This is a genomic window from Pseudomonas sp. GW823-FHT03E05 (genome assembly GCF_058796855.1).
The window spans coordinates 146,470-169,696 of record NZ_JBXAJB010000005.1 but is presented as its reverse complement, the minus strand read 5'-3'; the positions used below and the strand labels follow the sequence as shown (position 1 = coordinate 169,696).

The window sequence follows — 23,227 nt, the reverse complement described above, 5'->3', positions numbered from 1 at the left end:
GCGGTTTTGGTGCTGTACTGCCCAGGGTCGCTGAACAACCCCATGGACTTGCGCGCTGGCATAAGTCTTGCGCAGGTTCTCCCACCGTTCAGGCTCGCAGGAGGCACGCCGTGTCGATTCATGTCGCATTGCACCATGTCACGCACTATCGCTACGACCGCGCCGTCGAACTGGGCCCGCAGATCGTTCGCCTGCGCCCGGCGGCCCACAGCCGCACGCGAATTCTTTCCTATGCGCTGAAGGTCCAGCCCGAGCAGCATTTCATCAATTGGCAGCAGGATCCGCAGGGCAATTACCTGGCGCGTCTGGTGTTCCCGGAAAAAACCAGCGAGCTGCGGATCGAAGTCGACCTGCTGGCGGAAATGGCGGTGTTCAACCCGTTCGATTTCTTCCTCGAGCCCTACGCCGAGCAGATTCCCTTCGCTTATGCCGCCGATGAACAGCGCGAGCTGGCGCCCTACCTGGAAACCCTGCCCCTGACGCCGAGGTTCCAGGCTTACCTGGACGCCATTTCGCGCTCACCGCTGCCGGCGGTGGATTTCCTGGTGGGCCTGAACCAGCGGTTGAGTGCCGACATCGCCTACCTGATCCGCATGGAGCCCGGGGTGCAGACTCCGGAGCAGACCCTGCTCAACGCCTCCGGCTCCTGCCGGGACTCGGCCTGGCTGCTGGTGCAATTGCTGCGCAACCTGGGGTTGGCGGCGCGCTTTGTCTCCGGCTACCTGATCCAGCTGACGGCGGACGTCAAATCCCTGGATGGCCCCTCCGGCACCGAGGTGGACTTCACCGACCTGCATGCCTGGTGCGAGGTTTACCTGCCGGGCGCCGGCTGGATCGGCCTGGATGCCACGTCCGGGCTGTTCGCCGGAGAAGGACATATTCCCCTGGCCTGCAGCCCCGACCCCTCTTCAGCGGCGCCCATCACCGGGCTGGTGGAGCCCTGCGAATGCGAATTCAGCCATGAGATGAGTGTGGAGCGCATCTGGGAAGCGCCCCGGGTGACCAAGCCCTACACCGACGAGCAATGGCTGGCGATCCAGGCCCTGGGCCGGCAGATCGATGTCGACCTGCTGGAGGCGGATGTGCGCCTGACCATGGGGGGCGAACCGACTTTCGTCGCCATCGACGATCCCGATGGCCCGGAGTGGAACACGGCAGCCCTGGGGGCGAACAAGCGCCGCCTGGCCGGCGAGCTGTTCCAGCGCCTGCGCCAGCACTATGCGCCCCAGGGCCTGGTGCACTTCGGCCAGGGCAAGTGGTACCCGGGAGAGCAACTGCCGCGCTGGTCGCTGAATTGCCACTGGCGTCGTGACGGTGTACCGGTGTGGCGCAACAACGCGCTGATTGCCGACGAGCATGAAGATTACGCCGCCGATGCGCTGTTGGCCGGACGTTTTCTGGCCAGTGTCGCCGAGCGTCTGAAGCTGCCTGCGCGTTTTGTGTTTCCCGCCTACGAGGACAATTTCTACTACCTGTGGCGCGAAGGCAGCCTGCCGCTGAATGTCAGCGCCGAGGATTCGCGGCTGGAGGATGCCCTGGAGCGGCAGCGCCTGCGCAAGGTTTTCAGCCAGGGGCTGGACAAGGTCATCGGCCAGGTCCTGCCCTTGGCCCGTACCGCCAAGGGCGACCAGTGGCAGAGCGGGCGCTGGTACCTGCGCGATAACCATTGCCGGCTGGTACCGGGTGATTCGCCCCTGGGCTATCGCTTGCCCCTGGCGTCCCAGCCCTGGGTGACGGCGGCGGAGTATCCGTTCATTCACGCCACCGATCCGAACCAGGATTTTCCCGAACTGGCGGGCGCGGCTCAGCTGGCAGCGATTGATGAGCCGGCAGTGGCGGACGAGCGGGTGCCCCAGGTGGACGAGTCCGCCGACTGGCTGACCCGTACCGCGCTCTGCGCCGAGGCGCGCGAGGGGCGGTTGTACCTGTTCATGCCGCCCCTGGAGCGTCTGGAGGATTACCTGCAACTGGTCAGCGTGATCGAGGCCACGGCCGAGGAGCTGCGCTGCCCGGTCTTGCTGGAGGGCTACGAGCCGCCGGCGGACCCTCGCTTGTGCAACTTCCGGGTGACCCCGGACCCGGGGGTGATTGAAGTCAACGTGCAGCCCTCGGTCAGTTGGGACGAGTTGGTGGAGCGCACCGAGTTTCTCTATGAGCAGGCCCGGCAGACGCGCCTGACCAGCGAGAAGTTCATGATCGATGGGCGCCACACCGGCACCGGTGGCGGCAACCATTTTGTCCTTGGCGGAGCCACCCCGGCCGACTCGCCGTTCCTGCGGCGCCCCGACCTGCTGCGCAGCCTGATCAGTTACTGGCACAACCACCCGTCGCTGTCCTACCTGTTTTCCGGGTTGTTCATCGGCCCCACGTCCCAGGCACCGAGGGTCGACGAGGCACGCAATGACGCGCTGTACGAGCTGGAGATTGCCTTCGCGCAGATGCCGGCTCCCGGCCAGGAGTGCGCGCCCTGGTTGGTGGACCGCCTGCTGCGCAACCTGTTGATCGATGTCACCGGCAACACCCATCGCGCCGAGTTCTGCATCGACAAGCTGTATTCGCCGGATGGCGCCACTGGGCGCCTTGGCCTGCTGGAGCTGCGGGCCTTTGAAATGCCGCCCCATGCGCGCATGAGCCTGGCTCAGCAGTTGCTGCTGCGGGCGCTGGTGGCGCGCTTCTGGCGCGAGCCTTACGCGCCGGCCCGGTTGGCGCGCTGGGGCACCGAACTGCACGATCGTTTTCTGTTGCCGCACTTTATCGAACAGGATTTCGCTGATGTATTGGTGGAGCTGAATGCCGCCGGCTACCCGCTGCGGGCCGAATGGTTTGCCGCGCACCTGGAGTTCCGCTTTCCCAAGGTCGGCGATTACGCCGTCAGTGGCATCGAGCTGGAACTGCGCCAGGCCCTGGAGCCCTGGCATGTGCTGGGGGAGGAGGGCGCGGCGGGTGGCACGGTGCGTTATGTCGACTCTTCCCTGGAGCGCCTGCAGGTCAAGGTCGGCGGCCTGGTACCCGAGCGCCACGTGCTGACCTGCAATGGCGTGGCGCTGCCCCTGCATCCCACCGGGCGGGTCGGCGAGTTTGTCGCCGGGGTACGTTACCGCGCCTGGCAGCCGGCCAACTGCCTGCAACCCACTATCCCGGTGCATGCACCGCTGGTGTTCGACCTGCTCGATACCTGGATGCAGCGCTCCCTGGGCGGCTGCCAATACCATGTGGCCCACCCCGGCGGGCGCAATTACGACAGCCTGCCGGTGAATGCCAACGAGGCGGAAAGCCGGCGCATGGCGCGCTTCTTCCGCCTGGGCCATAGCCCGGGAAGCCTGGAGGTGCCGCCAGTGGTGATCAATGCCGAGCTGCCGCTGACCCTGGATTTGCGACGCTTCTAATCCACCTGCGACGCCTGTGAGATAGCCATATCCGGGCGTCATGGCGGTGCGTTAATCTGACTTTCCCTGCCGTCTGCCGAGTGTTCCATGCCTGACTTGCTAGACCGTTACCCGCTGACGGCGGGTACCTACCACGAGTTGCTGGATGACCAGGGCCAGGTCCGGGCGCACTGGCAGCGGCTGCTGGAACAGTTGCAGCGCAGCAGCCCCGGTCAACTGGCCCAGCGCCAGGCGCTGCTGACCCGGCAGATCCACGAGAACGGCGTCACCTACAACGTCTATGCCGACCCCAAGGGCGCCGACCGGCCCTGGGAACTGGACCTGTTGCCCCATGTGATCGCGGCGGATGAATGGCAGTTGCTGTCCACCGGAATCGCCCAGCGCGCTCGCCTGCTCAATGCCGTGCTGGCGGACCTGTATGGCCCGCAGCGGTTGATCCGTGAAGGGCTGCTGCCGGCGGAACTGGTGTTCGGCCACAACAATTTCCTCTGGCCGTGCCAGGGCATCTGCCCGCCGGAACAGACCTTCCTGCACCTGTATGCCGTGGACCTGGCACGCAGCCCGGACGGGCGCTGGTGGGTCACCGCCGACCGTACCCAGGCGCCCTCCGGGGCCGGCTATGCCCTGGAGAACCGCATGAGCGTGTCCCGGGCGTTCCCCGACCTGTACCGCGACCTGCAAGTGCAGCACCTGGCCGGGTTCTTCCGCACCCTGCAGGAAACCCTGGCCCGCCAGGCACCCCGGGACAGCGAAGCGCCGCTGGTGGTGCTGCTGACGCCAGGGCGGTTCAACGAGAGCTATTTCGAGCACCTGTACCTGGCGCGACAGCTTGGCTACCCGCTGGTGGAGGGCGGCGACCTGACCGTGCGTGATGCCACGGTGTACCTCAAGACTCTCAGCGGCCTGCGCCGGGTGCACGCCATCATGCGTCGCCTGGACGACGATTTCTGCGATCCGCTGGAGTTGCGCACTGACTCGGCCCTGGGGGTTCCCGGGCTGCTGGACGCGGTGCGCCAGGGCCGGGTGCTGGTGGCCAACGCCCTGGGCAGCGGGGTGCTGGAGTCCCCCGGCCTGCTGGGCTTCCTGCCGAAGATCAGCCAGTTTCTGCTGGGCGAGGAACTGCTTCTGCCGTCCATCGCTACCTGGTGGTGCGGCGAGGCCCCGGTGCTGCAGCAGGCCCTGGAAAAACTCCCGGATCTGCTGGTCAAGCCGGCCTTCGCTTCCCAGAGCTTCACCCCGGTGCTGGGCCGCGACCTGGACCCCGAGCAACGCCTGCAAATGGCTGAGCGCATTCGGGCGCGGCCCTATGCCTATGTCGCCCAGGAATTGCCGCAACTGTCCCAGGCGCCGGTCTGGCAGGCCGAGAACGGGCAGCTGCAGCCCCGTGCCATCGGCATGCGGGTGTATGCGGTGGCCAGCGAGGACGGCTACCGGGTGCTGCCCGGAGGCCTGACCCGGGTCGCTGCCCAGGCCGGTGCCGAAGTGGTGTCGATGCAGCGCGGTGGCGCCAGCAAGGACACCTGGGTGCTGGGGGAGCGGGCGCCCAGCGGCGAGCAGTGGAAGGCCCAGCGCACCATCGGCGTGTATGACCTGGTGCGCCGCGATCCCTACCTGCCGTCGCGGGTGGTGGAAAACCTGTTCTGGTTCGGCCGTTATTGCGAGCGCTGTGACGACAGTGCGCGGCTGCTGCGGATCATGCTGGCGCGCTATGTCGATGGCGATGACCCGCAAGCCTTGCTGGCCGCGGTGGACCTGGGAGAAAGCCTGATGCTGCTGCCGGATGAGGGCGAGCTGCCCGAGCGCCTGCTGGCGGCCCTGTTGGGTGAGGACTGGTCCTTCAGCCTGCGCTCCAACCTGCAACGCTTGCAGTGGGCGGCTTCCCAGGTACGCGGCAAGCTGTCCCGGGAAAACTGGCAGGCCCTGGTGGAGCTGCAGCGCGAGGCCCAGGAGCTGGACACTCCGGAGCCGGATTTCGCCGAACTGCTGGATTTTCTCAACCGCCTGGTGATGTCCCTGGCGGCGCTCTCCGGGTTCGCCCTGGACGACATGACCCGCGACGAAGGCTGGCGCTTCCTGATGATTGGCCGGCGCATCGAGCGCCTGCAGTTCCTCAGCAGCAGCCTCGCGGCCTTCCTGCGGGGCACCGCGGCCTTCGACCAGGCCGGCCTGGACTGGCTGCTGGAGCTGGGTAACAGCAGCATCACCTACCGGTCGCGCTACCTGGCGGTGGCGCAGTTGATTCCGGTCCTCGACCTGTTGCTGCTGGATGAACAGAACCCCCACGCCGTGTTGTTCCAGCTCAAGCTGGTGACCCGCACCCTCAAGCGCCTCAACGATGATTTCGGCGTGCCCCGCGAGCTGGCGCTGCCGCGGCTGGTGGAGCGCCTGGCGCATTTCGACCTGGGCTGCCTGGAGAACTCGCTGTTCGGCGAGGCCAGTGTGCGCGCCGCAGTGGAGGGCCTGGCGGACCTGCTGCAGGAGATCGCCGAGGTCAGCGGGCAGGTTTCGGACCGCCTGGCGCTGCGGCATTTCGCCCATGTGGATGATGTCAGCCAGCAAACGGTGTCGGTCTGATGAGCGCGCGCTACCAGGTGTTCCACGACACCCACTACCGCTACGACAGCCCGGTGTCCCTGGCCCAGCAACTGGCGCACCTGTGGCCCCGGGCCTGTGCCTGGCAACTGTGCAGCGAGCGGCAATTGCTGATCAGCCCCGACCCTACCAGCCGTCGTGACGAGCAGGATGTATTCGGCAATCCGCTGACCCGCCTGGCCTTCGAGCGGCCCCATGACGAATTGCTGGTCAATGCCCAGCTCAGTGTCGAGGTGCTGGAGCGGCCGGCGCTGGATTTTGCCGCGTCACTGCCCTGGGATGCCGCCCGCGGCGCCCTGACCTACAGCGGCCAGCCCTTGTCCGAGGCGTTGCTGGAAGCCTGTCGCTACCGTTTCGAATCGCCTTATGTGCATCTGAAGCAGAGTTTTGTCGAGTTCTGCGCCAGTTGCTTCGTACCGGGGCGGCCGCTGTTGCAGGGCGCCCAGGCGTTGATGGAGAAGATCTTCAGTGAGTTCACTTTCGACGCCGAAGCCACCCAGGTGGCGACGCCGCTGGTGGAGGTGCTGGAACGTCGGCGCGGGGTGTGCCAGGACTTCGCCCACCTGATGCTGGCCTGCCTGCGCTCGCGAGGGCTGGCGGCGCGCTATGTCAGTGGCTACCTGCTGACCCAGCCACCGCCGGGGCAGCCGCGGCTGATCGGCGCCGATGCTTCCCATGCCTGGGTTTCAGTGTTTTGCCCGGTGCTGGGCTGGGTGGATTTCGACCCGACCAACAACGTGCAGCCGGCGCTGGAGCACATCACCCTGGCCTGGGGCCGGGATTTTTCCGATGTGTCGCCGTTGCGTGGGGTGATTCTGGGAGGGGGCAGCCATGACCCGGATGTTCGGGTCACCGTCATGCCCCTGGCATGACACTGCCATCTCCGACCTTGCAGGAGCCGGCTTGCCAGCGATGGGGCCTGCGGATATTGCGTAGGGCTGGAGAGCGCTTTCGCTGGCCAGCCAGCTCCTACGGGGCAGGTCAGGCCTGGGGGGCCTCGGGCTCGGCGTCGTCGACGCTCACTTCACCTTCTGCATCCGGGTTCAGTGCGCTGGTTTCTTCAGCGGCGGCTTTCTTGCGTTGCAGCTTTTCCTCTTTCTTCTGTTCCTTGGCCAAGTCACGTTGACGTTTGGCGAAGGAGTAGTTGGGTTTGGCCATGGGCGATCCTCTGGGGTCGAAGGTGAGGTTGAGCGGCGCGTATTCTGCCTGTTATCGGGGCCGGGTGGTTAGCTGGGTTTGCCTTCGGCCCATTTGTCCGGGACCGTCGGTTGCCAGGCGTCCAGCGCATCCAGCAGGCCGGCCGGCGACTCGCTCATTTGCAGCATGTCACGGTGCGGGGCACGGACGAAGCCTTCGCCGACGATATGATCGAGAAAACCGCTGAGTTTTTCGTAGAAGCCATTCACTTCCAGCAGGCCGAGCGGCTTGTGGTGGTAGCCCAACTGGCCCCAGGTCCAGACTTCGAACAGTTCTTCCAGGGTTCCCAGGCCGCCGGGCAGGGCGATGAAGGCGTCGCTGAGCTCGGCCATGCGCGCCTTGCGGGCGTGCATGCCGTCCACCACTTCCAGGCGGGTCAGGCCGCGATGGCCGATTTCCTTGTCCTTCAGGCTTTGCGGAATGATCCCGATGACTTCGCCCCCGGCCGCCAGGGCCGCGTCGGCGACGATGCCCATCAGCCCTACCGCGCCGCCGCCATACACCAGGGTCAGCTTGCGCTCGGCGATGGCCCGGCCCAGGGCCTGGGCGGCTTCACGATAGAGAGGGTTGGCGCCGGTGCTGGCGCCACAGAATACACAGACAGAAGTTAACGACATGCCTTACTCCGAGGTCATTGATGGCCTCAGAGTAAAGGCTCGCCGGCCTCGCTCCAAGTATTAAACCTCCCGTTGCGGGGTTTCATGGGTACCGCTGGCGCCACAGGCGTAGGCGGCGAGCAAGCTGCGAAACAGGCTGTTCAACGGCATGAGGGTGACTCCGATCAGGGACGATGGCGTGATTCTAGAAGCGTGCCATGCCGCTGGCCGGTTGATTGTCTTGATCAGGTCGATAGCAGAGAGTTGTATACAATTTTTTGATGCAAATCATAGGAACTTGCGAGAAATTCAGGCAGTCTTCCGTCCCATGGATTCAGATGGATTTTGTTAACCCTGCCTTGGAGATTCACCATGTTTGCCAAACTCGTTGCGGTATCCCTGTTGACACTGGCCAGCAGCCAACTGATGGCCGCCGAATGCAAGGTCGATGTCGACTCTACCGACCAGATGTCCTTCAACACTAAGGAAATCACCATCGACAAGAGCTGCAAGACCTTCACCGTGAACCTGACCCACTCCGGCAGCCTGCCGAAGAACGTCATGGGCCACAACTGGGTACTGAGCAAGACCGCAGACATGGCTGGCATCGCCACCGACGGCATGGCCGCCGGCATCGACAAGAGCTACCTGAAGGAAGGCGACACCCGCGTCATCGCCCACACCAAGATCATCGGTGCCGGCGAGAAAGATTCGGTGACCTTCGACGTATCGAAGCTGACCGCTGGCGAAAGCTACCAGTTCTTCTGCTCGTTCCCAGGCCACAACTCGATGATGAAAGGCGCTGTGGTCCTGAAGTAAGCATCAGGCCCGGCTGCAACAAGAAAGCGCCCCCAGGGGCGCTTTTTTTGTGTGCATCCGTAGGAGCGGGCTTGCCCGCGAAGAGGCCCTCGAGCCTTGTGCAGCACAAGCGGCCCTTTCGCCGGCAAGCCGGCACCTACAGAGCGAGGCGGGTCATGGGGCGAAGGGCATGACGCGTTTGTGACGGGTCTTGCGGTAGGTGTCGCAGATGATCTTGAAGGCTTCCTCACGTACCGGCTGGCCATGCAGGAAGGCGTCGATCTCGGCGTAGGTGACGCCGTGGGACGCTTCGTCCGGCTTGCCCGGCGACAGGTCTTCGAGGTCGGCGGTAGGGACCTTTTCCACCAGCGATTCCGGGGCACCGAAGTGGCGGGCAATGGAGCGCACCTGGTTTTTCACCAGGCCGCTCAGGGGCGCCAGGTCGCAGGCGCCGTCACCGAACTTGGTAAAGAAACCCATCACCGCTTCGGCGGCGTGGTCGGTGCCTATCACCAGGCCATGGGCGGCGCCGGCGATGGTGTACTGGGCCACCATGCGCATCCGCGCCTTGGTGTTGCCGAGGACGAAATCCCGGGACACCGCGTGCTGCCCCTCGAAGGCCGCCACTTCGTTGGCCAGGGCCCTGACCGCCGGGCCGATGTTCACGGTGTGGCGTTCGTCAGGGTTGATGAAGTCCACCGAGGCCTGGGCATCGTGCTCGTCGAACTGGGTCTCATAGGGCAGGCGCACGGCAATGAAGCGGTAGCCATCGTCCCCGCTGCGTTCGCGCAATTCACGCATCGCCCGTTGGGCCAGCAGGCCGGCGGTCAGGGAGTCGACACCGCCGCTGATGCCCAGCACCAGGGATTTGAGCCCGGAATTGACCAGGCAGTCCTGGATGAAGCGGATGCGCCGGGCGATTTCTGCCTCAAGGGCGGCGTGGTCGGGAAAAGGTGCTTGGACCTTGAGCTGCTGCGCAATCTCACGCTGTACGGCTTGCATGATTCACTCCTTGCCAGGTTGGGCAGGTACTTGGAAAACGTGGCGCAAGTAAGCGACGAAGTTCGGATCCTTGCAATGGGTCTTGCCCGCTTCATCGGAGATCTTGGCGACGGGCTGGCCATTGCAGGCAGCCATTTTAAGCACGATGCTCATCGGCTCGACACCGGGAATGTCACAGGTCAGGTTGGTGCCGATGCCGAAGCTGACATTGATCCGCCCCCGCAGCGCACGGAATATTTCCAGGGCGCGCGGCAGGCTCAGGCTGTCGGAGAACACCAGGGTCTTGCTCATCGGATCGATGCCCAGCTTGTGGTAGTGGGCGATGGCCTTTTCCGCCCAGAGGATCGGGTCGCCGGAGTCGTGGCGCAGGCCGTCGAACAGCTTGGCGAAGAACAGGTCGAAATCGCCGAGGAAGGCATCGGTGGTGATGCAATCCGTCAGGGCGATGCCCAGCAAGCCACGGTATTCGCGGACCCAGCAGTCGAGGGCGGCGATCTGGCTGTCGATCAGCCGCGGCCCCAGTTGCTGGTGGGCCATGATCCATTCGTGGGCCATGGTGCCCAGGGGTTTCATGTTCAGTTCCCGGGACAGGTGCACGTTGCTGGTGCCGACAAAACGTCCGGGGAAATCGTGCTTGAGCACGTTCACTACTTCTTCCTGGACTCGGTAGGAAAAGCGTCGGCGGGTGCCGAAATCCGCCACTTGCAGCTCGGAAAGTTCTTCGCTGCTGGCGTTGGCGGTCAGCCAGTCGAACTTGCGGTACAGCTGCTCGCGGGCCTGGACCAGCTGGATCTCGCGATAGCGGTAGCGGTTGCGCACCTCGCTGATGATGGCCAGCATCGGCACTTCGAACAGGATCACGTGCAGCCAGGGGCCGCGCAGGCGGATAAACAGCTCGCCGTCCTCGATGCCTGTATGCACGTAGCGCAGGTTGAAGCGAAACAGCCCGAGAAAGCGCAGGAAATCCGGCTTGAGGAAGCTGATTCGTTCGAGAAAGCCCAACTGGTCGGCGCTCAGGCTCAGTTCCGCCAGGCGCTCGAACTGGTAGCGGATCTCTGCCAGATAGGGCCGCAGGTCCTCGCTGTTACGGCAACGAAACTCCCATTCCACCTCGACGTTGGGGTAGTTGTGCAGCACCGCCTGCATCATGGTCAGTTTGTAGAAGTCGGTGTCGAGCAGGTTCTGCACGATGCGATCGGCAAACACACTCTCGCTCATAACGGGAATCTCCATGCTGGCCGCGACGGACAAGTGCGGCATTCAGCTCTTTCAATGAAGGCGCTAGTGGCGCATAGACGCGCAGCGCTTTGCCAGTGTTTTTTGTGGCGGGCCATTCTCCGGTCGTAGGAGCTGGCTTGCCAGCGAACGGATCTTCAGTCTTGAGCAGGGCTCAAGGGCCCCATCGCCGGCAAGCCGGCTCCTACGGGAGGGGCGAGTCGTTGTGTTCGAGCATCCAGCGCACGAAGTCCCGGACCTTGGGCACTTCCGCCGAGTGTTCGGGGTAGGCCAGGTAATAGGCGTCCTGGCTGGGCATGGCGTATTCCCAGGCGATCACCAGCTTGCCTTCAGCCAGTTCTTCTTCCACCAGAAAACGTGGCAGCAGGGCGACCCCGCAGCCGACCTGGGCCGCACGGATGCACATATAGAAGGTTTCGAAGCGTGGGCCGTGGTAGCTGTGCTCGGTCTGGTAGCCCTGTTGGTCGAACCATTCGTGCCAGCCCTGGGGCCGTGAAGCGTTCTGCAACAGCACCAGTTCAGTGAGTTGCCTGGGGTCGGTCAAGGGCTCGGCGGGCAGGCTGTCAGGGGCGCAGACCGCCACCAGCTCTTCGCTGAACAGCTTCAGGCTCTCGGTGCCGGGGCGTGACCCCTGGCCGAAGTAGAAGGCCAGGTCGGCATGGCCCTGGAGCAGTTCGTCAGGCTCTTGCTCATTGCACAGGTCCAGGTGGATGTGCGGGTGGCGCAGTCGCCAGCCCTTGAGGCGCGGCACCAGCCAGCGGGCGCCAAAAGTGTAAGGCGTGGAGACTCGTAGGACTTCGGTCTCGCCGCCGTAGGAACGCAGGTAATGGGTAGACATCTCCACCTGGGTGAGAATCTTGCGCACCTCCACCAGGTACAGGTCGCCGGCCGGAGTCAGTTGCAGGCGCCGCCGTACCCGACGAAACAGCAGGTGTTGCAGCAGCTCTTCCAGTTGCGCCACTTGCTTGCTCACCGCGCTCTGGGTCAGGTTGAGCTCTTCGGCCGCACGGGTGAAGCTCAGGTGCCGGGTCACGGCCTCGAAGCACTGCAGGGCGGTGATCGACGGCAAGTAGCGTTTGTTGAGCATGGGTGGTCCTTGTTCTTATGGGTGCCAGCGAGCGGCTCAGCATGAATAAACGGAATGATATCTCGCTTAAAGGTCGTTTGTTGGCAAGTCTCGGGCCAGCTACAACTACTAGCCTTGATGGCCGTCGCAGCGGCCTGGTTCTTTCGCTTTCATCTGTAAGGAGTAACCCCATGGTTGCCGCATTGCTTGATCGTCTGGGTGTCAACCCGGCCCTGTACCAGTCGGGCACCCAGCCTGTGCACTCGCCCATCGACGGCAGCCGGATCGCCGCGGTGAACTGGCAGGGCGCCGCCGAGGTGGAGCAGCAGGTCAGTCGCGCAGAGCATGCATTCGCCCTGTGGCGCAAGGTGCCGGCACCCCGTCGCGGCGAGCTGGTGCGGCAATTCGGCGAGGTGCTGCGCGAGTACAAGGCCGACCTGGGGGAGCTGGTGTCCTGGGAAGCCGGCAAGATCACCCAGGAAGGCCTGGGGGAAGTGCAGGAAATGATCGACATCTGCGACTTCGCCGTCGGCCTGTCGCGCCAGCTCTACGGCCTGACCATCGCCTCCGAGCGCTCGGGCCATCACATGCGTGAAACCTGGCATCCCCTGGGGGTTGTCGGGGTGATCAGCGCCTTCAACTTCCCGGTAGCGGTCTGGGCCTGGAACACCACCCTGGCGCTGGTCTGCGGCAACCCGGTGATCTGGAAACCCTCGGAAAAGACCCCGCTCACCGCCCTGGCCTGCCAGGCGCTGCTGGAGCGCGTGTTGAAGAACTTCCAGGATGCGCCCGAATACCTGAGCCAGGTGATCATCGGCGGCCGTGATGCCGGCGCCGCCCTGGTGGACGATCCGCGGGTGGCCCTGATCAGTGCCACCGGCAGCACCCGCATGGGCCGCGAAGTGGCTCCGAAAGTGGCCGCGCGTTTTGCCCGCAGCATCCTCGAACTGGGCGGCAACAATGCCATGATCCTCGGCCCCAGCGCCGATCTGGACATGGCGGTGCGCGCCATCCTGTTCAGCGCCGTGGGTACCGCCGGCCAGCGTTGCACCACCCTGCGTCGCCTGATTGCCCACGAGTCGGTGAAAGAGGAAATCATCAGCCGCCTCAAGACGGCCTATTCCAAGGTGCGCATCGGCCACCCGCTGGAAGGCAACCTGATCGGCCCGCTGATCGACAAGCACAGTTTCGAGGCGATGCAGGATGCCCTGGAGCAGGCCCTGAGCGAGGGCGGCCGGGTCTTCGGCGGCCAGCGCCAGTTGCAGGACCAGTTCCCCAACGCCTACTACGTGTCGCCGGCCATCGTCGAAATGCCCGAGCAGAGCGAGGTGGTGTGCAGCGAAACCTTCGCGCCGATCCTCTATGTGATCGGCTACAACGACTTCGAAGAAGCGCTGCGCCTGAACAACGCCGTGCCTCAGGGCCTGTCGTCCTGCATCTTCACCACCGACGTGCGTGAGGCCGAGCAGTTCATGTCGGCGGTGGGCAGCGACTGCGGCATCGCCAACGTCAACATCGGCCCCAGCGGCGCAGAGATCGGCGGCGCCTTCGGCGGCGAGAAGGAAACCGGCGGCGGTCGCGAATCCGGCTCCGATGCCTGGCGCGGCTACATGCGGCGCCAGACCAACACCGTCAACTACTCCCGGGAGCTGCCGCTGGCCCAGGGCATCACCTTCGATTGAGTCTTTTCGCGAGCACGCTCGCTCCTGCGGGGAGGTTTGTAGGAGCCAGCTTGCTGGCGAACAGCGGCAAGTGCGTTTCAGCGTCTGTGGTTCGTTGATTTCGGAGTCTGGCAATGGCGCTACAAGAACAATGTCTGTGGGAAACACTCACCCCGCAACGGCCTGACAGGGCGCCGCTCAAGGGCGAGCTGACGGCGGATGTGTGCATCATCGGCGCCGGCTTCACCGGGCTGTCGGCCGCCGTGCATTTGCTGGAGCAGGGCAAGCGGGTCTGTGTGGTCGAAGCCCACCGCGCGGGGCACGGCGGTTCAGGGCGCAACGTCGGGCTGGTGAACGCCGGCATGTGGATCCCGCCGGACGAGATCGAGGCCGGTTTCGGCGAGCAGGTGGGCAGCCAGCTCAACCGCATGCTCGGCGCGGCGCCGTCATTGGTGTTCAGCCTGGTGGACAAGTACCACATCGATTGCCAGCTGCGCCGCGAAGGCACTTTGCACATGGCCCACAACGCCCGGGGCGAGGCCGATCTGCGCAGCCGTGAAGAACAGTGGAAACGTCGCGGGGCCCCCGTGGAGTTGCTGACCGGCGCGGCGTGCGAAGCGGCCACCGGCACTCGCAAGATTGCCGCGGCCCTGCTCGACCGGCGGGCGGGAACCCTCAACCCCATGGCTTACGTCAGCGGCCTGGCCAGGGCGGCGACGGAATTGGGCGGGCGTCTGTTCGACCATTCCGCGGTCACCCGCCTGGAGCGCCAGGGCCAGCGCTGGTCGGTGCAGACCGAGCAGGGCTCGGTGCTGGCCGAGCAGGTGGTGATCGCCTCCAACGCCTACACCGAAGGCGACTGGACCGAGCTGCGGCGCAACTTCTTCCCCGGCTACTACTACCAGGTGGCTTCCGCGCCCCTGACCGAAGAAGCGGCCCGGCAGATCCTGCCCGGGGGCCAGGGCTCCTGGGATACCCGACAGGTGCTCAGCAGCATCCGCCGGGATGCCGAGGGCCGCCTGTTGCTGGGCAGCCTGGGCAATGGCAGCCAGAAGCCCTTGTGGTTCCTCAAGGCCTGGGCCGACCGCGTACAGCAGCATTACTTCCCGTACCTCAAGCCGGTGGAGTGGGAATGCACCTGGACCGGCTGCATCGCCTTCACCCCCGACCACCTGATGCGCCTGTTCGAGCCGGCCCCGGGCCTGGTGGCTGTCACCGGTTACAACGGCCGGGGCGTGACCACCGGAACCGTGGTGGGCAAGGCCTTCGCCGACTACCTGTGCAACGGCGACCCCCAGGCCCTGCCGATCCCCTTCGCAGCCATGCAGCCCCTGGCCGGCGTGGGCTTGCGCAGTTGCCTGTACGAAGCCGGCTTCTCCCTCTACCACGCGGGCCAGTGCCTGCGAATTGTGATCTGAACAAGGAAATAGTGGGCGGCCGACGACGCTTTTCGATGCAGCGACTAGCCTGTAATGGTGCGGCTCGTAGCAGTCTCGCACCAGCAGTGTGCAGTTCGGTGACGCGAGCTGTTACAGCAGGGTTGCACGTTGAATTGTGTCGCGGTTGCAATGATGGCACGCATGGGTTGCGCCCATTAAAAAGCAGGGTTTTACCTTCCGCGGTTTAGACGGTTGCACGCCCAATAAAAAAGGGCTCGAAACAGTCGAAATAACAATAAGACAGCGACTTTTTTCAGAATAAAAAACCACTGGCACGGCGCTTGCTCTGAGCAACCTTAGTGAAGTCGCAGTGCCAACTAAAAAAACCTTGGAGCACCACCTCATGTCCCAGACGTTTTACAAGAAAGGCTTTCTGGCCCTCGCAGTGGCAACTGCGCTGGGTGTTTCTGCGTTTGCTCAAGCCGACCTGAAGATCGGTGTAGCGGGTCCCATGACAGGCGCCAACGCGGCATTTGGCGAGCAGTACATGAAGGGTGCACAGGCAGCGGCTGACGAGATCAACGCCAAGGGCGGGGTCAACGGCGAGAAGATCGTCCTGGTCAAGGGCGATGACGCCTGTGAACCCAAGCAGGCGGTGGCAGTGGCCAACCGCCTGGTGGACCAGGACAAGGTGGCCGGCGTGGTCGGGCACTTCTGCTCCTCGTCGACCATTCCGGCTTCCGAGGTGTACAGCGACGCCGGTGTGATTGCCATCACCCCGGGCTCCACCAACCCCCAGGTCACCGAGCGTGGCCTCTCCGCGATGTTCCGCATGTGCGGGCGTGACGACCAGCAGGGCATCGTCGCCGGTGACTACATCATCGATGTGCTCAAGGGCAAGAAAGTCGTGGTGCTGCACGACAAGGACACCTACGGCCAGGGCCTGGCGGATGCCACCAAGGCACAGTTGACCAAGCGCGGCGTGACCCCGGTGCTGTACGAGGGCCTGACCCGTGGCGAGAAAGACTTCAGCGCCGTGGTGACCAAGATCCGCGCCGCCGGCGCCGACGTGGTGTACTTCGGCGGCCTGCATCCGGAAGCCGGTCCGCTGGTACGCCAACTGCGCGAGCAGGGCCTGAAGGACGTCAAGTTCATGTCCGACGACGGCATCGTTACCGACGAATTGGTGACCACCGCCGGTGGCCCGCAATACGTTGACGGCGTGTACATGACCTTCGGCGCCGACCCGCGCCTGCTGCCAGACAGCAAGGCCGTGGTGGATGCCTTCCGCAAGGCCGGCACCGAGCCCGAGGGCTATACCCTGTACGCTTATGCCTCGATCCAGGCCCTGGCGGCCGGCTTCGGCGGCGCCAAGTCCAACAAGGGCGAAGATGCGGCCAAATGGCTCAAGGCCAATCCGGTGAAAACCGTGATGGGCGAGAAGTCCTGGGACGCCAAGGGTGACCTCAAGGTTTCCGACTACGTGGTCTATCAGTGGGACAAGGACGGCAAGTACCACCAGCTGGAAAAACAGAAGTGACATGAGTCCGAACGGGCCGGTACCACCCCCTGGTACCGGTCCCTGCTCGTGCAGTACTTGCCTTTTCTCGTAGAGCTGCACAACGGACGTGTTGCGCAGACGGGTGATCCCTGTCCGGCGTCGACGGCCTGTGCAGTCTCTCAAGTCCGTGAGATTGCGTTATGGATGGTATTTTCCTGCAGCAACTGATCAATGGGCTGACCCTCGGGTCCGTCTACGGTCTGATCGCCATCGGCTACACAATGGTCTATGGCATCATCGGCATGATCAACTTCGCCCACGGCGAGGTTTACATGATTTCCGCCTACCTCGCGGCAATCAGTCTGGCTCTGCTGGCCTATTTCGGCATTGAATCCTTCCCGCTACTCATTCTCGGCACGCTGATCTTCACCGTCGTGGTGACGGGGATCTATGGCTGGGTCATCGAGCGCGTGGCCTACAAACCCCTGCGCAACTCCACCCGCCTGGCGCCGCTGATCAGCGCCATCGGCATTTCGCTGATCCTGCAGAACTACGCGCAGATCAGCCAGGGCGCCAAGCAGCAAGGGGTTCCGACCCTGCTGGCCGGGGCCTGGAAAGTCGATATCGGCACAGGCTTCGTGCAGCTCACCTACACCAAGATCTTCATCCTGGTGGCGGCGTTCGCCGGCATGGCGCTGCTCACCTACATCATCAAGTACACCAAGCTCGGGCGTATGTGCCGGGCCACCCAGCAAGACCGCAAGATGGCCTCGATCCTCGGCATCAACACCGACCGGGTGATCTCCTACGTGTTCGTCATCGGCGCGGCCATGGCGGCCCTGGCCGGGGTGCTGATCACCATGAACTACGGCACGTTCGACTTCTATGCCGGCTTCGTCATCGGCATCAAGGCGTTCACCGCTGCGGTACTCGGCGGCATCGGCTCGCTGCCTGGGGCGATGCTCGGCGGGATCATCCTCGGCATCTCCGAGTCGCTGTTCTCCGGCTTGATCAACTCCGACTACAAAGACGTGTTCAGTTTCTCGCTGCTGGTGCTGATCCTGATCTTCCGTCCCCAAGGCCTGCTGGGTCGCCCACTCGTGGCGAAGGTGTAAGTATGTCTGCTGCCAATAAACCGATTGATATCAAAAAGAGCGTCATCGACGCCGTGCTGGCCGGGCTGATCTCGCTGATCGTGTTTGGCCCCATCGTGGGTGTGGTGCTCGATGGCTACAGTTTCAACCTGCAGCCGACTCGCGTGGCCTGGCTGGTAGCCATTGTCATGGCCGGCCGGCTGGCCCTGAGCCTGTTCCTGCAAACCCCCAAGGGCCTGAAGATTCTCCAGGGCTTTGAAAGCACCGGCTCCGGCGTGCATGTGCTGGCGCCGGACTACAAGTCGCGGCTGCGCTGGATCATCCCGGCCCTGATCGTGATCGCCATCGTGTTTCCGTTCTTCGCCAACAAGTACCTGCTGACCGTGGTCATTCTCGGGTTGATCTACGTACTGCTGGGCCTGGGGCTGAACATCGTGGTGGGGCTGGCGGGCCTGCTGGACCTGGGTTACGTGGCGTTCTACGCCATCGGCGCCTACGGCCTGGCCCTGGGCTACCAGTACCTGGGCCTGGGCTTCTGGACCGTGCTGCCCCTGGCGGCGATTGCCGCGGCCCTGGCGGGGTGCATATTGGGCTTCCCGGTGCTGAGGATGCACGGCGACTACCTGGCCATCGTGACCCTGGGCTTCGGCGAGATCATCCGCCTGGTGCTCAATAACTGGCTGTCCTTCACCGGTGGCCCCAACGGCATGCCGGTGCCGTCGCCGACTTTCCTGGGCCTGGAGTTCGGCCGCAAGGCCAAGGACGGCGGGGTGCCGTTTCATGAGTTCTTCGGCCTGGAATACAACCCCAACCTGAAATTCCTGTTCATCTACATCGTGCTGTTCCTGGTGGTGCTGCTGGTGCTCTACATCAAGCACCGGCTGACCCGCATGCCCGTGGGGCGGGCCTGGGAAGCCCTGCGTGAAGACGAGATCGCCTGCCGCGCCATGGGCCTGAACCATGTGTTGGTCAAACTCTCGGCCTTCACCATCGGTGCTTCCACCGCCGGCCTGGCCGGGGTGTTCTTCGCCAGCTACCAGGGCTTCGTCAACCCGTCGTCGTTCACCTTCTTCGAATCGGCGCTGATCCTGGCCATCGTGGTGCTGGGGGGCATGGGCTCGACGGTGGGCGTGGTGATCGCGGCCTTCGTGCTGACTGTGGCGCCGGAGTTGCTGCGCAGCTTCTCCGAGTACCGGGTGCTGCTGTTCGGCATTCTCATGGTGTTGATGATGATCTGGCGACCGCGAGGGCTGATCCGCATCAGCCGCACCGGCGTCACTCCACGCAAAGGTGCTCTGACTGAGGGGAACGCGCCATGAGCGAATACATTCTTTCGGTCGAAAACCTGATGATGCACTTCGGTGGCATCAAGGCCCTCAGCGACGTCAGCCTGAAGGTCAAGCGCAACTCGATCTTCGCCCTGATCGGCCCCAACGGCGCCGGCAAGACCACGGTGTTCAACTGCCTGACCGGCTTCTACAAGGCCTCCGGCGGGCGCATCGAGCTCAATACCCGGGGCCGGCAGACCAACGTCATCAAGCTCCTGGGCGAGCCCTTTCGCGCCACCGACTTCGTCTCGCCGAAAAGCTTCGCCAGCCGCTTGTACTACAAGATGTTCGGCGGCACCCACCTGGTGAACCGCGCCGGGCTGGCGCGGACCTTCCAGAACATTCGCCTGTTCAAGGAAATGTCCGTGGTGGAAAACCTGCTGGTGGCCCAGCACATGTGGGTCAACCGCAACCTGCTGGCGGGCATCCTCAACACCAAGGGCTACCGCAAGGCGGAAAGCGCCGCCCTGGACCATGCCTTCTACTGGCTGGAGGTGGTGGACCTGGTGGACTGCGCCAACCGCCTGGCCGGCGAGCTGTCCTACGGCCAGCAACGGCGCCTGGAGATCGCCCGGGCCATGTGTACCCGGCCGCAGATCATCTGCCTCGACGAGCCGGCCGCCGGCCTCAACCCCCAGGAAACCGAAGCGCTGAGCGCAATGATCCGGCTGCTGCGCGACGAGCACGACCTGACCGTGGTGCTGATCGAACACGACATGGGCATGGTGATGAGTATTTCCGACCACATCGTGGTGCTCGACCACGGCAACGTGATCGCCGAGGGCGGCCCGGAGGCGATCCGCAATGATCCGAAAGTGATTGCCGCCTACCTGGGTGCCGACGAAGAGGAACTGGCATGACTCAACCTATCCTCGAACTCAAGGACCTGGACGTGTACTACGGCCCGATCCAGGCCCTGAAGAAAGTCTCGCTGCACATCAACGAAGGGGAAACCGTGAGCCTGATCGGCTCCAACGGCGCCGGCAAGTCGACCCTGCTGATGTCGATCTTCGGCCAGCCCCGGGCGGAGTCCGGGCAGATTCTCTATCGCGGTGTGGACATCACCCACAAGTCGTCCCACTACATCGCCTCCAACGGCATCGCCCAGTCCCCGGAAGGGCGTCGGGTGTTCCCCGACATGACCGTGGAGGAAAACCTGCTGATGGGCACCATCCCGATTGGCGACAAGTACGCCAATGAGGACATGCAGCGCATGTTCGAGCTGTTTCCCCGGCTCAAGGAACGGCGTACCCAGCGGGCCATGACCATGTCTGGCGGCGAGCAGCAGATGCTGGCCATTGCCCGGGCATTGATGAGCCGGCCCAAGTTGCTGCTGCTGGATGAGCCGAGCCTGGGCCTGGCGCCGATCGTGGTGAAGCAGATCTTCGCCACCTTGAGGGAGTTGGCGGCCACCGGCATGACCATCTTCCTGGTGGAGCAGAACGCCAACCACGCGCTGAAGCTCTCGGACCGCGCCTACGTGATGGTCAACGGCGAGATCCGCCTGAGCGGCACCGGCAAGGAACTGCTGGTCAACGAGGAGGTGCGCAACGCTTACCTGGGCGGCCACTGACCGTCCGCTCTGTGGATAAAGCATGCCCCGCCGGCCCGCGCCGCCGGGGCATTGTTATGCCCACCCCCATCCCGTCCTCCCCTGTAGGCGCTGGCTTGCCAGCGAAGGGGGCCGCCTGACCGCCTTTCTGATTTCACCGAGCGCCGACTGGCGCTTTGCGCCTGCACCAAGCCTGTGTCCGGTAATTGTGGAAAACATTCCTGGCAAGCTGCTTTAACGCGGCATAAAGACGCTGCAAACAGTTGTTTTTCCACTGTTTTGACTTGTCCCCGTTTGCTGTGGAGCGGGCTGTGGGTAACGTGGGTGTAGCTGGCTGCAGGCCTTTAACCACGTGGCTTGCAGGCGATTGGTTGTTTTTTGATCGGTGCTTTTTGTGGGAGCTGAAGGTGCGCTTGTCAACCTTTTTATTGTCGCAGCTGTACCTGGAAAAGGGTTGGGATAAGCCTGTGGATAAGTCTGTGATTAAACTCTGGAAAGACGGCTCTGAGCGGCGTAGTTACTGGCCTCTGGCCTTGTCAACCTTGACCGTGCGGTCATCTTTGCCCGGGCCGGCTGCATGGACCCGCGGTCCGGGTCAAGCAAAAAACTTCTGCTGAATCCGCGCAGGCCCTGTGGATAGCGGCTTTCAGCCCTTTGCACTTGCCCCCAAAGACTGTGGACCGGCCTGTGGATAAGGTGCGTGCACATGGCTGCAGGCCACGTAACCCGAGGCTTGGCGCCCGGTGAGTGTTTTTTGTACAGCGAACATCGGGCGCGCTCACCGCTTGCGGCTCTTTACGGCCAACGGCGCGGTTGCCGGTAGGAGCCGGCCCGGGCATGCTGCGAAGCGTTTTTTATCGAAACGGCGGCTCGCCACCCAGCAAGGAGAACACCATGACTTCCACACTGTTCATTACGGGCGCGACTTCCGGTTTTGGCGAAGCCTGCGCCCGGCGCTTTGCCGCAGCCGGCTGGTCCCTGGTACTGACCGGCCGCCGCGAGGAGCGCCTCAGCGCCCTGTGCGCGGAGCTGTCCAAACAGACCGAGGTGCATGGCCTGGTGCTCGATGTGCGCGACCGCAAGGCCATGGAAGAGGCCATCGCCCAGTTGCCGCCTTCGTTCAGCAAGCTGCGCGGGCTGATCAACAACGCCGGCCTGGCCCTGGGCGTGGACCCGGCGCCCAAGTGCGACCTGGATGACTGGGACACCATGGTCGACACCAACATCAAGGGCCTGATGTACAGCACCCGCCTGCTGCTGCCACGGTTGATCGCCCATGGCCGCGGCGCAGGCATCGTCAACCTGGGCTCCATCGCCGGCAACTACCCGTACCCGGGCAGCCACGTCTATGGCGCGAGCAAGGCCTTCGTCAAACAGTTCTCCCTGAACCTGCGCTGCGACCTGCAGGGCACCGGCGTGCGCGTCACCAACATCGAGCCGGGGCTGTGCGAAAGCGAGTTCTCCCTGGTGCGCTTCGCCGGTGACCAGGCACGCTACGACGCCACCTACGCCGGGGCCGAGCCGATCCAGCCCGAGGACATCGCCGACACCATTTTCTGGGTGCTCAATACCCCGGCACACGTCAACATCAACAGCCTGGAGCTGATGCCTGTGAGCCAGACCTGGGCCGGTTTCGCCATCGAACGCAACGCCAAGTCATGAGCCCCCTGTAGCCGCTGCCGCAGGCTGCGACAGGGCCGCAGGGCCCTCCAGCGCCCGCAAGATCTTGCGCCTCCTGCGGAGGCGGTCGCAGCCTCGCCATCGCTCGGCAGCGGCTACAGTTGTACTCGGATACACATAAGCTGATTCGTTTCAGCTTGTGGTCAGCCCTGACAGGTTAGAATTCCCGCCAGAAATTTCGCCGCTGCCTCACACGAGGCGGCGTTTTTGAAGTTCGATAGGAGGAATCGTGAGTAACCGAGGTGAGCAGGCTCTGCTCAAACAATCGACCGTACTGATGTTCGCCGTGGCGATCGCCGGTATCGTCACGGGTTTTGTTTCTGGCGCCCAATCCATCCTGTTCGATGGATTTTTTTCGCTGATCGCCACCTTCATCAAGGTCCTGATGCTGATCACCGCCAAGCTGATCGCCAAGGAAAGCAACCACCGTTTCCAGTTCGGCTTCTGGCACCTGGAACCCATGGTGCTGCTGATCGAAGGCAGCTTCCTGATGCTCATCGCCATCTACGCCTTCCTCAATGGGGTGTTCGGCATCATCAACGGTGGCCGCGAGGTCGAGCTGGGGCTGGTGATTTTCTATGCGGCGTTTTTCGCCGTGGCGGAGTTCGCCTACTTCTTCTACGTGCGCCGGCGTAACCGCAAGCTCAAGTCGTCGCTGATCCAGTTCGACAACATCAGCTGGCTGGTGGACGCGATGCTATCGGTGGGGCTGCTGGTGAGCTTCATCATCGCCTTGCTGCTCAAGCAGTACGGGCACGGCCAGTGGGCAGTGTATGTCGACCCGGCGATCCTGATCCTGCTGGCCCTGAGCATGTTGCCGCCGGCGCTGAAGATCCTGCGCCCGGCCCTGCGTGATGTGCTGGGGATCGCCCCGGACCAGTTGGACGAAAAGGTCCGCAATGTGATGGAGCAGGCCAAGGCCGCCCATGGTTTCGACGACTACATCAGCTACGTGCAGAAGCACGGTCGGGCGCGGTTCATCGAGATCCATATCGTCTTGCCGGCGCACTATCCGCTGCAGGATGTAGCGACTCTGGACCGCTTGCGCGAGGAGATTTCCAGCCAGTTGGGAGAGGCCGACGCAGCGCGCTGGCTGACCATCAGCTTTACCGGGGATCGCAAGTGGATCGCTTGATGGGCGGCGCCTGTTTCGCCGGCA

Annotated in this window: 18 protein-coding genes; 13 read left to right on the top strand and 5 right to left on the bottom strand. The window is 63.8% G+C overall.

Translation table 11 applies throughout. From position 1 onward, the window contains the following. Nucleotides 1-110 precede the first annotated feature (110 nt). The 3 genes from AC1RCO_RS21190 (at nucleotide 111) to AC1RCO_RS21180 (ending at nucleotide 6,850) form a co-directional block, all read left to right on the top strand. Nucleotides 111-3,386 carry a transglutaminase family protein gene (locus tag AC1RCO_RS21190; RefSeq protein ID WP_053148782.1) on the top strand — a complete coding sequence of 1,092 codons (3,276 nt, stop codon included), beginning with the start codon at nucleotides 111-113 and terminating at the stop codon, nucleotides 3,384-3,386. 87 nt (nucleotides 3,387-3,473) lie between these two features. Next, nucleotides 3,474-5,960 carry a circularly permuted type 2 ATP-grasp protein gene (locus tag AC1RCO_RS21185; protein WP_445494079.1) on the top strand — a complete coding sequence of 829 codons (2,487 nt, stop codon included), beginning with the start codon at nucleotides 3,474-3,476 and terminating at the stop codon, nucleotides 5,958-5,960. Beyond that, the gene (locus AC1RCO_RS21180) at nucleotides 5,960-6,850 is read left to right on the top strand and encodes a transglutaminase family protein (protein ID WP_011058957.1); all 891 of its coding nucleotides are present in this window, start codon (nucleotides 5,960-5,962) and stop codon (nucleotides 6,848-6,850) included. Before AC1RCO_RS21185 ends, AC1RCO_RS21180 begins: the two co-directional genes overlap by 1 nt. 109 nt (nucleotides 6,851-6,959) lie before the next feature. Here the strand turns inward: AC1RCO_RS21180 and AC1RCO_RS21175 are convergent, their stop codons facing one another. Next, complete coding sequence (locus tag AC1RCO_RS21175) at nucleotides 6,960-7,136, bottom strand: hypothetical protein (RefSeq protein WP_011058958.1); 177 nt, start codon at nucleotides 7,134-7,136, stop codon at nucleotides 6,960-6,962. 68 nt (nucleotides 7,137-7,204) lie between these two features. Then, a complete protein-coding gene (locus tag AC1RCO_RS21170) occupies nucleotides 7,205-7,792 on the bottom strand; it encodes a cytokinin riboside 5'-monophosphate phosphoribohydrolase (RefSeq protein WP_019096143.1) in 588 nt (195 codons plus the stop codon). Nucleotides 7,793-8,143: 351 nt separating this feature from the next. Between AC1RCO_RS21170 and azu the strand changes: the two genes are divergently transcribed. Beyond that, nucleotides 8,144-8,590 carry an azurin gene (gene azu / locus AC1RCO_RS21165; protein WP_011058960.1) on the top strand — a complete coding sequence of 149 codons (447 nt, stop codon included), beginning with the start codon at nucleotides 8,144-8,146 and terminating at the stop codon, nucleotides 8,588-8,590. A 153-nt stretch (nucleotides 8,591-8,743) separates the two neighbouring features. Here azu and nadE read toward each other — a convergent pair whose 3' ends face one another. The 3 genes from nadE to AC1RCO_RS21150 form a co-directional block, all read right to left on the bottom strand. Next, entirely contained in the window at nucleotides 8,744-9,571 is an 828-nt protein-coding gene (gene nadE / locus AC1RCO_RS21160) for an NAD(+) synthase (RefSeq protein WP_445494076.1), read from the bottom strand. A 3-nt stretch (nucleotides 9,572-9,574) separates the two neighbouring features. Continuing rightward, nucleotides 9,575-10,789, bottom strand: a complete 1,215-nt coding sequence (pncB, locus tag AC1RCO_RS21155; protein ID WP_015633947.1) for a nicotinate phosphoribosyltransferase — start codon at nucleotides 10,787-10,789, stop codon at nucleotides 9,575-9,577. 202 nt (nucleotides 10,790-10,991) lie between these two features. After that, nucleotides 10,992-11,894 carry a LysR family transcriptional regulator gene (locus tag AC1RCO_RS21150; RefSeq protein WP_015633948.1) on the bottom strand — a complete coding sequence of 301 codons (903 nt, stop codon included), beginning with the start codon at nucleotides 11,892-11,894 and terminating at the stop codon, nucleotides 10,992-10,994. Nucleotides 11,895-12,064: 170 nt separating this feature from the next. Between AC1RCO_RS21150 and amaB the strand changes: the two genes are divergently transcribed. From amaB to AC1RCO_RS21105, 9 genes are all read left to right on the top strand, one after another. Then, complete coding sequence (gene amaB, locus AC1RCO_RS21145; RefSeq protein ID WP_282598878.1) at nucleotides 12,065-13,555, top strand: L-piperidine-6-carboxylate dehydrogenase; 1,491 nt, start codon at nucleotides 12,065-12,067, stop codon at nucleotides 13,553-13,555. A gap of 113 nt (nucleotides 13,556-13,668) precedes the next feature. Then, complete coding sequence (amaA, locus tag AC1RCO_RS21140; protein WP_220223620.1) at nucleotides 13,669-14,952, top strand: L-pipecolate oxidase; 1,284 nt, start codon at nucleotides 13,669-13,671, stop codon at nucleotides 14,950-14,952. 364 nt (nucleotides 14,953-15,316) lie between these two features. Further along, nucleotides 15,317-16,453 carry a branched-chain amino acid ABC transporter substrate-binding protein gene (locus AC1RCO_RS21135; protein ID WP_011058966.1) on the top strand — a complete coding sequence of 379 codons (1,137 nt, stop codon included), beginning with the start codon at nucleotides 15,317-15,319 and terminating at the stop codon, nucleotides 16,451-16,453. Nucleotides 16,454-16,614: 161 nt separating this feature from the next. Next, nucleotides 16,615-17,529, top strand: coding sequence for an ABC transporter permease subunit (locus AC1RCO_RS21130; RefSeq protein ID WP_011058967.1), 915 nt, complete (start codon nucleotides 16,615-16,617; stop codon nucleotides 17,527-17,529). Nucleotides 17,530-17,531: 2 nt separating this feature from the next. After that, nucleotides 17,532-18,827, top strand: a complete 1,296-nt coding sequence (gene livM / locus AC1RCO_RS21125) for a high-affinity branched-chain amino acid ABC transporter permease LivM (protein WP_011058968.1) — start codon at nucleotides 17,532-17,534, stop codon at nucleotides 18,825-18,827. Beyond that, the gene (locus tag AC1RCO_RS21120; protein ID WP_011058969.1) at nucleotides 18,824-19,696 is read left to right on the top strand and encodes an ATP-binding cassette domain-containing protein; all 873 of its coding nucleotides are present in this window, start codon (nucleotides 18,824-18,826) and stop codon (nucleotides 19,694-19,696) included. The genes livM and AC1RCO_RS21120 overlap by 4 nt, the downstream gene beginning before the upstream one ends. Beyond that, nucleotides 19,693-20,409 carry an ABC transporter ATP-binding protein gene (locus AC1RCO_RS21115; RefSeq protein ID WP_011058970.1) on the top strand — a complete coding sequence of 239 codons (717 nt, stop codon included), beginning with the start codon at nucleotides 19,693-19,695 and terminating at the stop codon, nucleotides 20,407-20,409. The genes AC1RCO_RS21120 and AC1RCO_RS21115 overlap by 4 nt, the downstream gene beginning before the upstream one ends. Before the next feature lie 873 nt (nucleotides 20,410-21,282). Continuing rightward, complete coding sequence (locus AC1RCO_RS21110; RefSeq protein ID WP_041115482.1) at nucleotides 21,283-22,050, top strand: SDR family oxidoreductase; 768 nt, start codon at nucleotides 21,283-21,285, stop codon at nucleotides 22,048-22,050. A gap of 247 nt (nucleotides 22,051-22,297) precedes the next feature. Then, entirely contained in the window at nucleotides 22,298-23,203 is a 906-nt protein-coding gene (locus AC1RCO_RS21105) for a cation diffusion facilitator family transporter (protein ID WP_011058972.1), read from the top strand. Nucleotides 23,204-23,227: the final 24 nt, after the last annotated feature.

Bases quoted from the DNA above. Each gene is read 5' to 3' on its own strand.
- AC1RCO_RS21185 (WP_445494079.1), top strand. From the start codon at position 3,474: ATGCCTGACTTGCTAGACCGTTACCCGCTGACGGCGGGTACCTACCAC.
- AC1RCO_RS21180 (WP_011058957.1), top strand. From the start codon at position 5,960: ATGAGCGCGCGCTACCAGGTGTTCCACGACACCCACTACCGCTACGAC.
- AC1RCO_RS21175 (WP_011058958.1), bottom strand. From the start codon at position 7,136: ATGGCCAAACCCAACTACTCCTTCGCCAAACGTCAACGTGACTTGGCC.
- AC1RCO_RS21170 (WP_019096143.1), bottom strand. From the start codon at position 7,792: ATGTCGTTAACTTCTGTCTGTGTATTCTGTGGCGCCAGCACCGGCGCC.
- azu (WP_011058960.1), top strand. From the start codon at position 8,144: ATGTTTGCCAAACTCGTTGCGGTATCCCTGTTGACACTGGCCAGCAGC.
- nadE (WP_445494076.1), bottom strand. From the start codon at position 9,571: ATGCAAGCCGTACAGCGTGAGATTGCGCAGCAGCTCAAGGTCCAAGCA.
- pncB (WP_015633947.1), bottom strand. From the start codon at position 10,789: ATGAGCGAGAGTGTGTTTGCCGATCGCATCGTGCAGAACCTGCTCGAC.
- AC1RCO_RS21150 (WP_015633948.1), bottom strand. From the start codon at position 11,894: ATGCTCAACAAACGCTACTTGCCGTCGATCACCGCCCTGCAGTGCTTC.
- amaB (WP_282598878.1), top strand. From the start codon at position 12,065: ATGGTTGCCGCATTGCTTGATCGTCTGGGTGTCAACCCGGCCCTGTAC.
- amaA (WP_220223620.1), top strand. From the start codon at position 13,669: ATGGCGCTACAAGAACAATGTCTGTGGGAAACACTCACCCCGCAACGG.
- AC1RCO_RS21135 (WP_011058966.1), top strand. From the start codon at position 15,317: ATGTCCCAGACGTTTTACAAGAAAGGCTTTCTGGCCCTCGCAGTGGCA.
- AC1RCO_RS21130 (WP_011058967.1), top strand. From the start codon at position 16,615: ATGGATGGTATTTTCCTGCAGCAACTGATCAATGGGCTGACCCTCGGG.
- livM (WP_011058968.1), top strand. From the start codon at position 17,532: ATGTCTGCTGCCAATAAACCGATTGATATCAAAAAGAGCGTCATCGAC.
- AC1RCO_RS21120 (WP_011058969.1), top strand. From the start codon at position 18,824: ATGAGCGAATACATTCTTTCGGTCGAAAACCTGATGATGCACTTCGGT.
- AC1RCO_RS21115 (WP_011058970.1), top strand. From the start codon at position 19,693: ATGACTCAACCTATCCTCGAACTCAAGGACCTGGACGTGTACTACGGC.
- AC1RCO_RS21110 (WP_041115482.1), top strand. From the start codon at position 21,283: ATGACTTCCACACTGTTCATTACGGGCGCGACTTCCGGTTTTGGCGAA.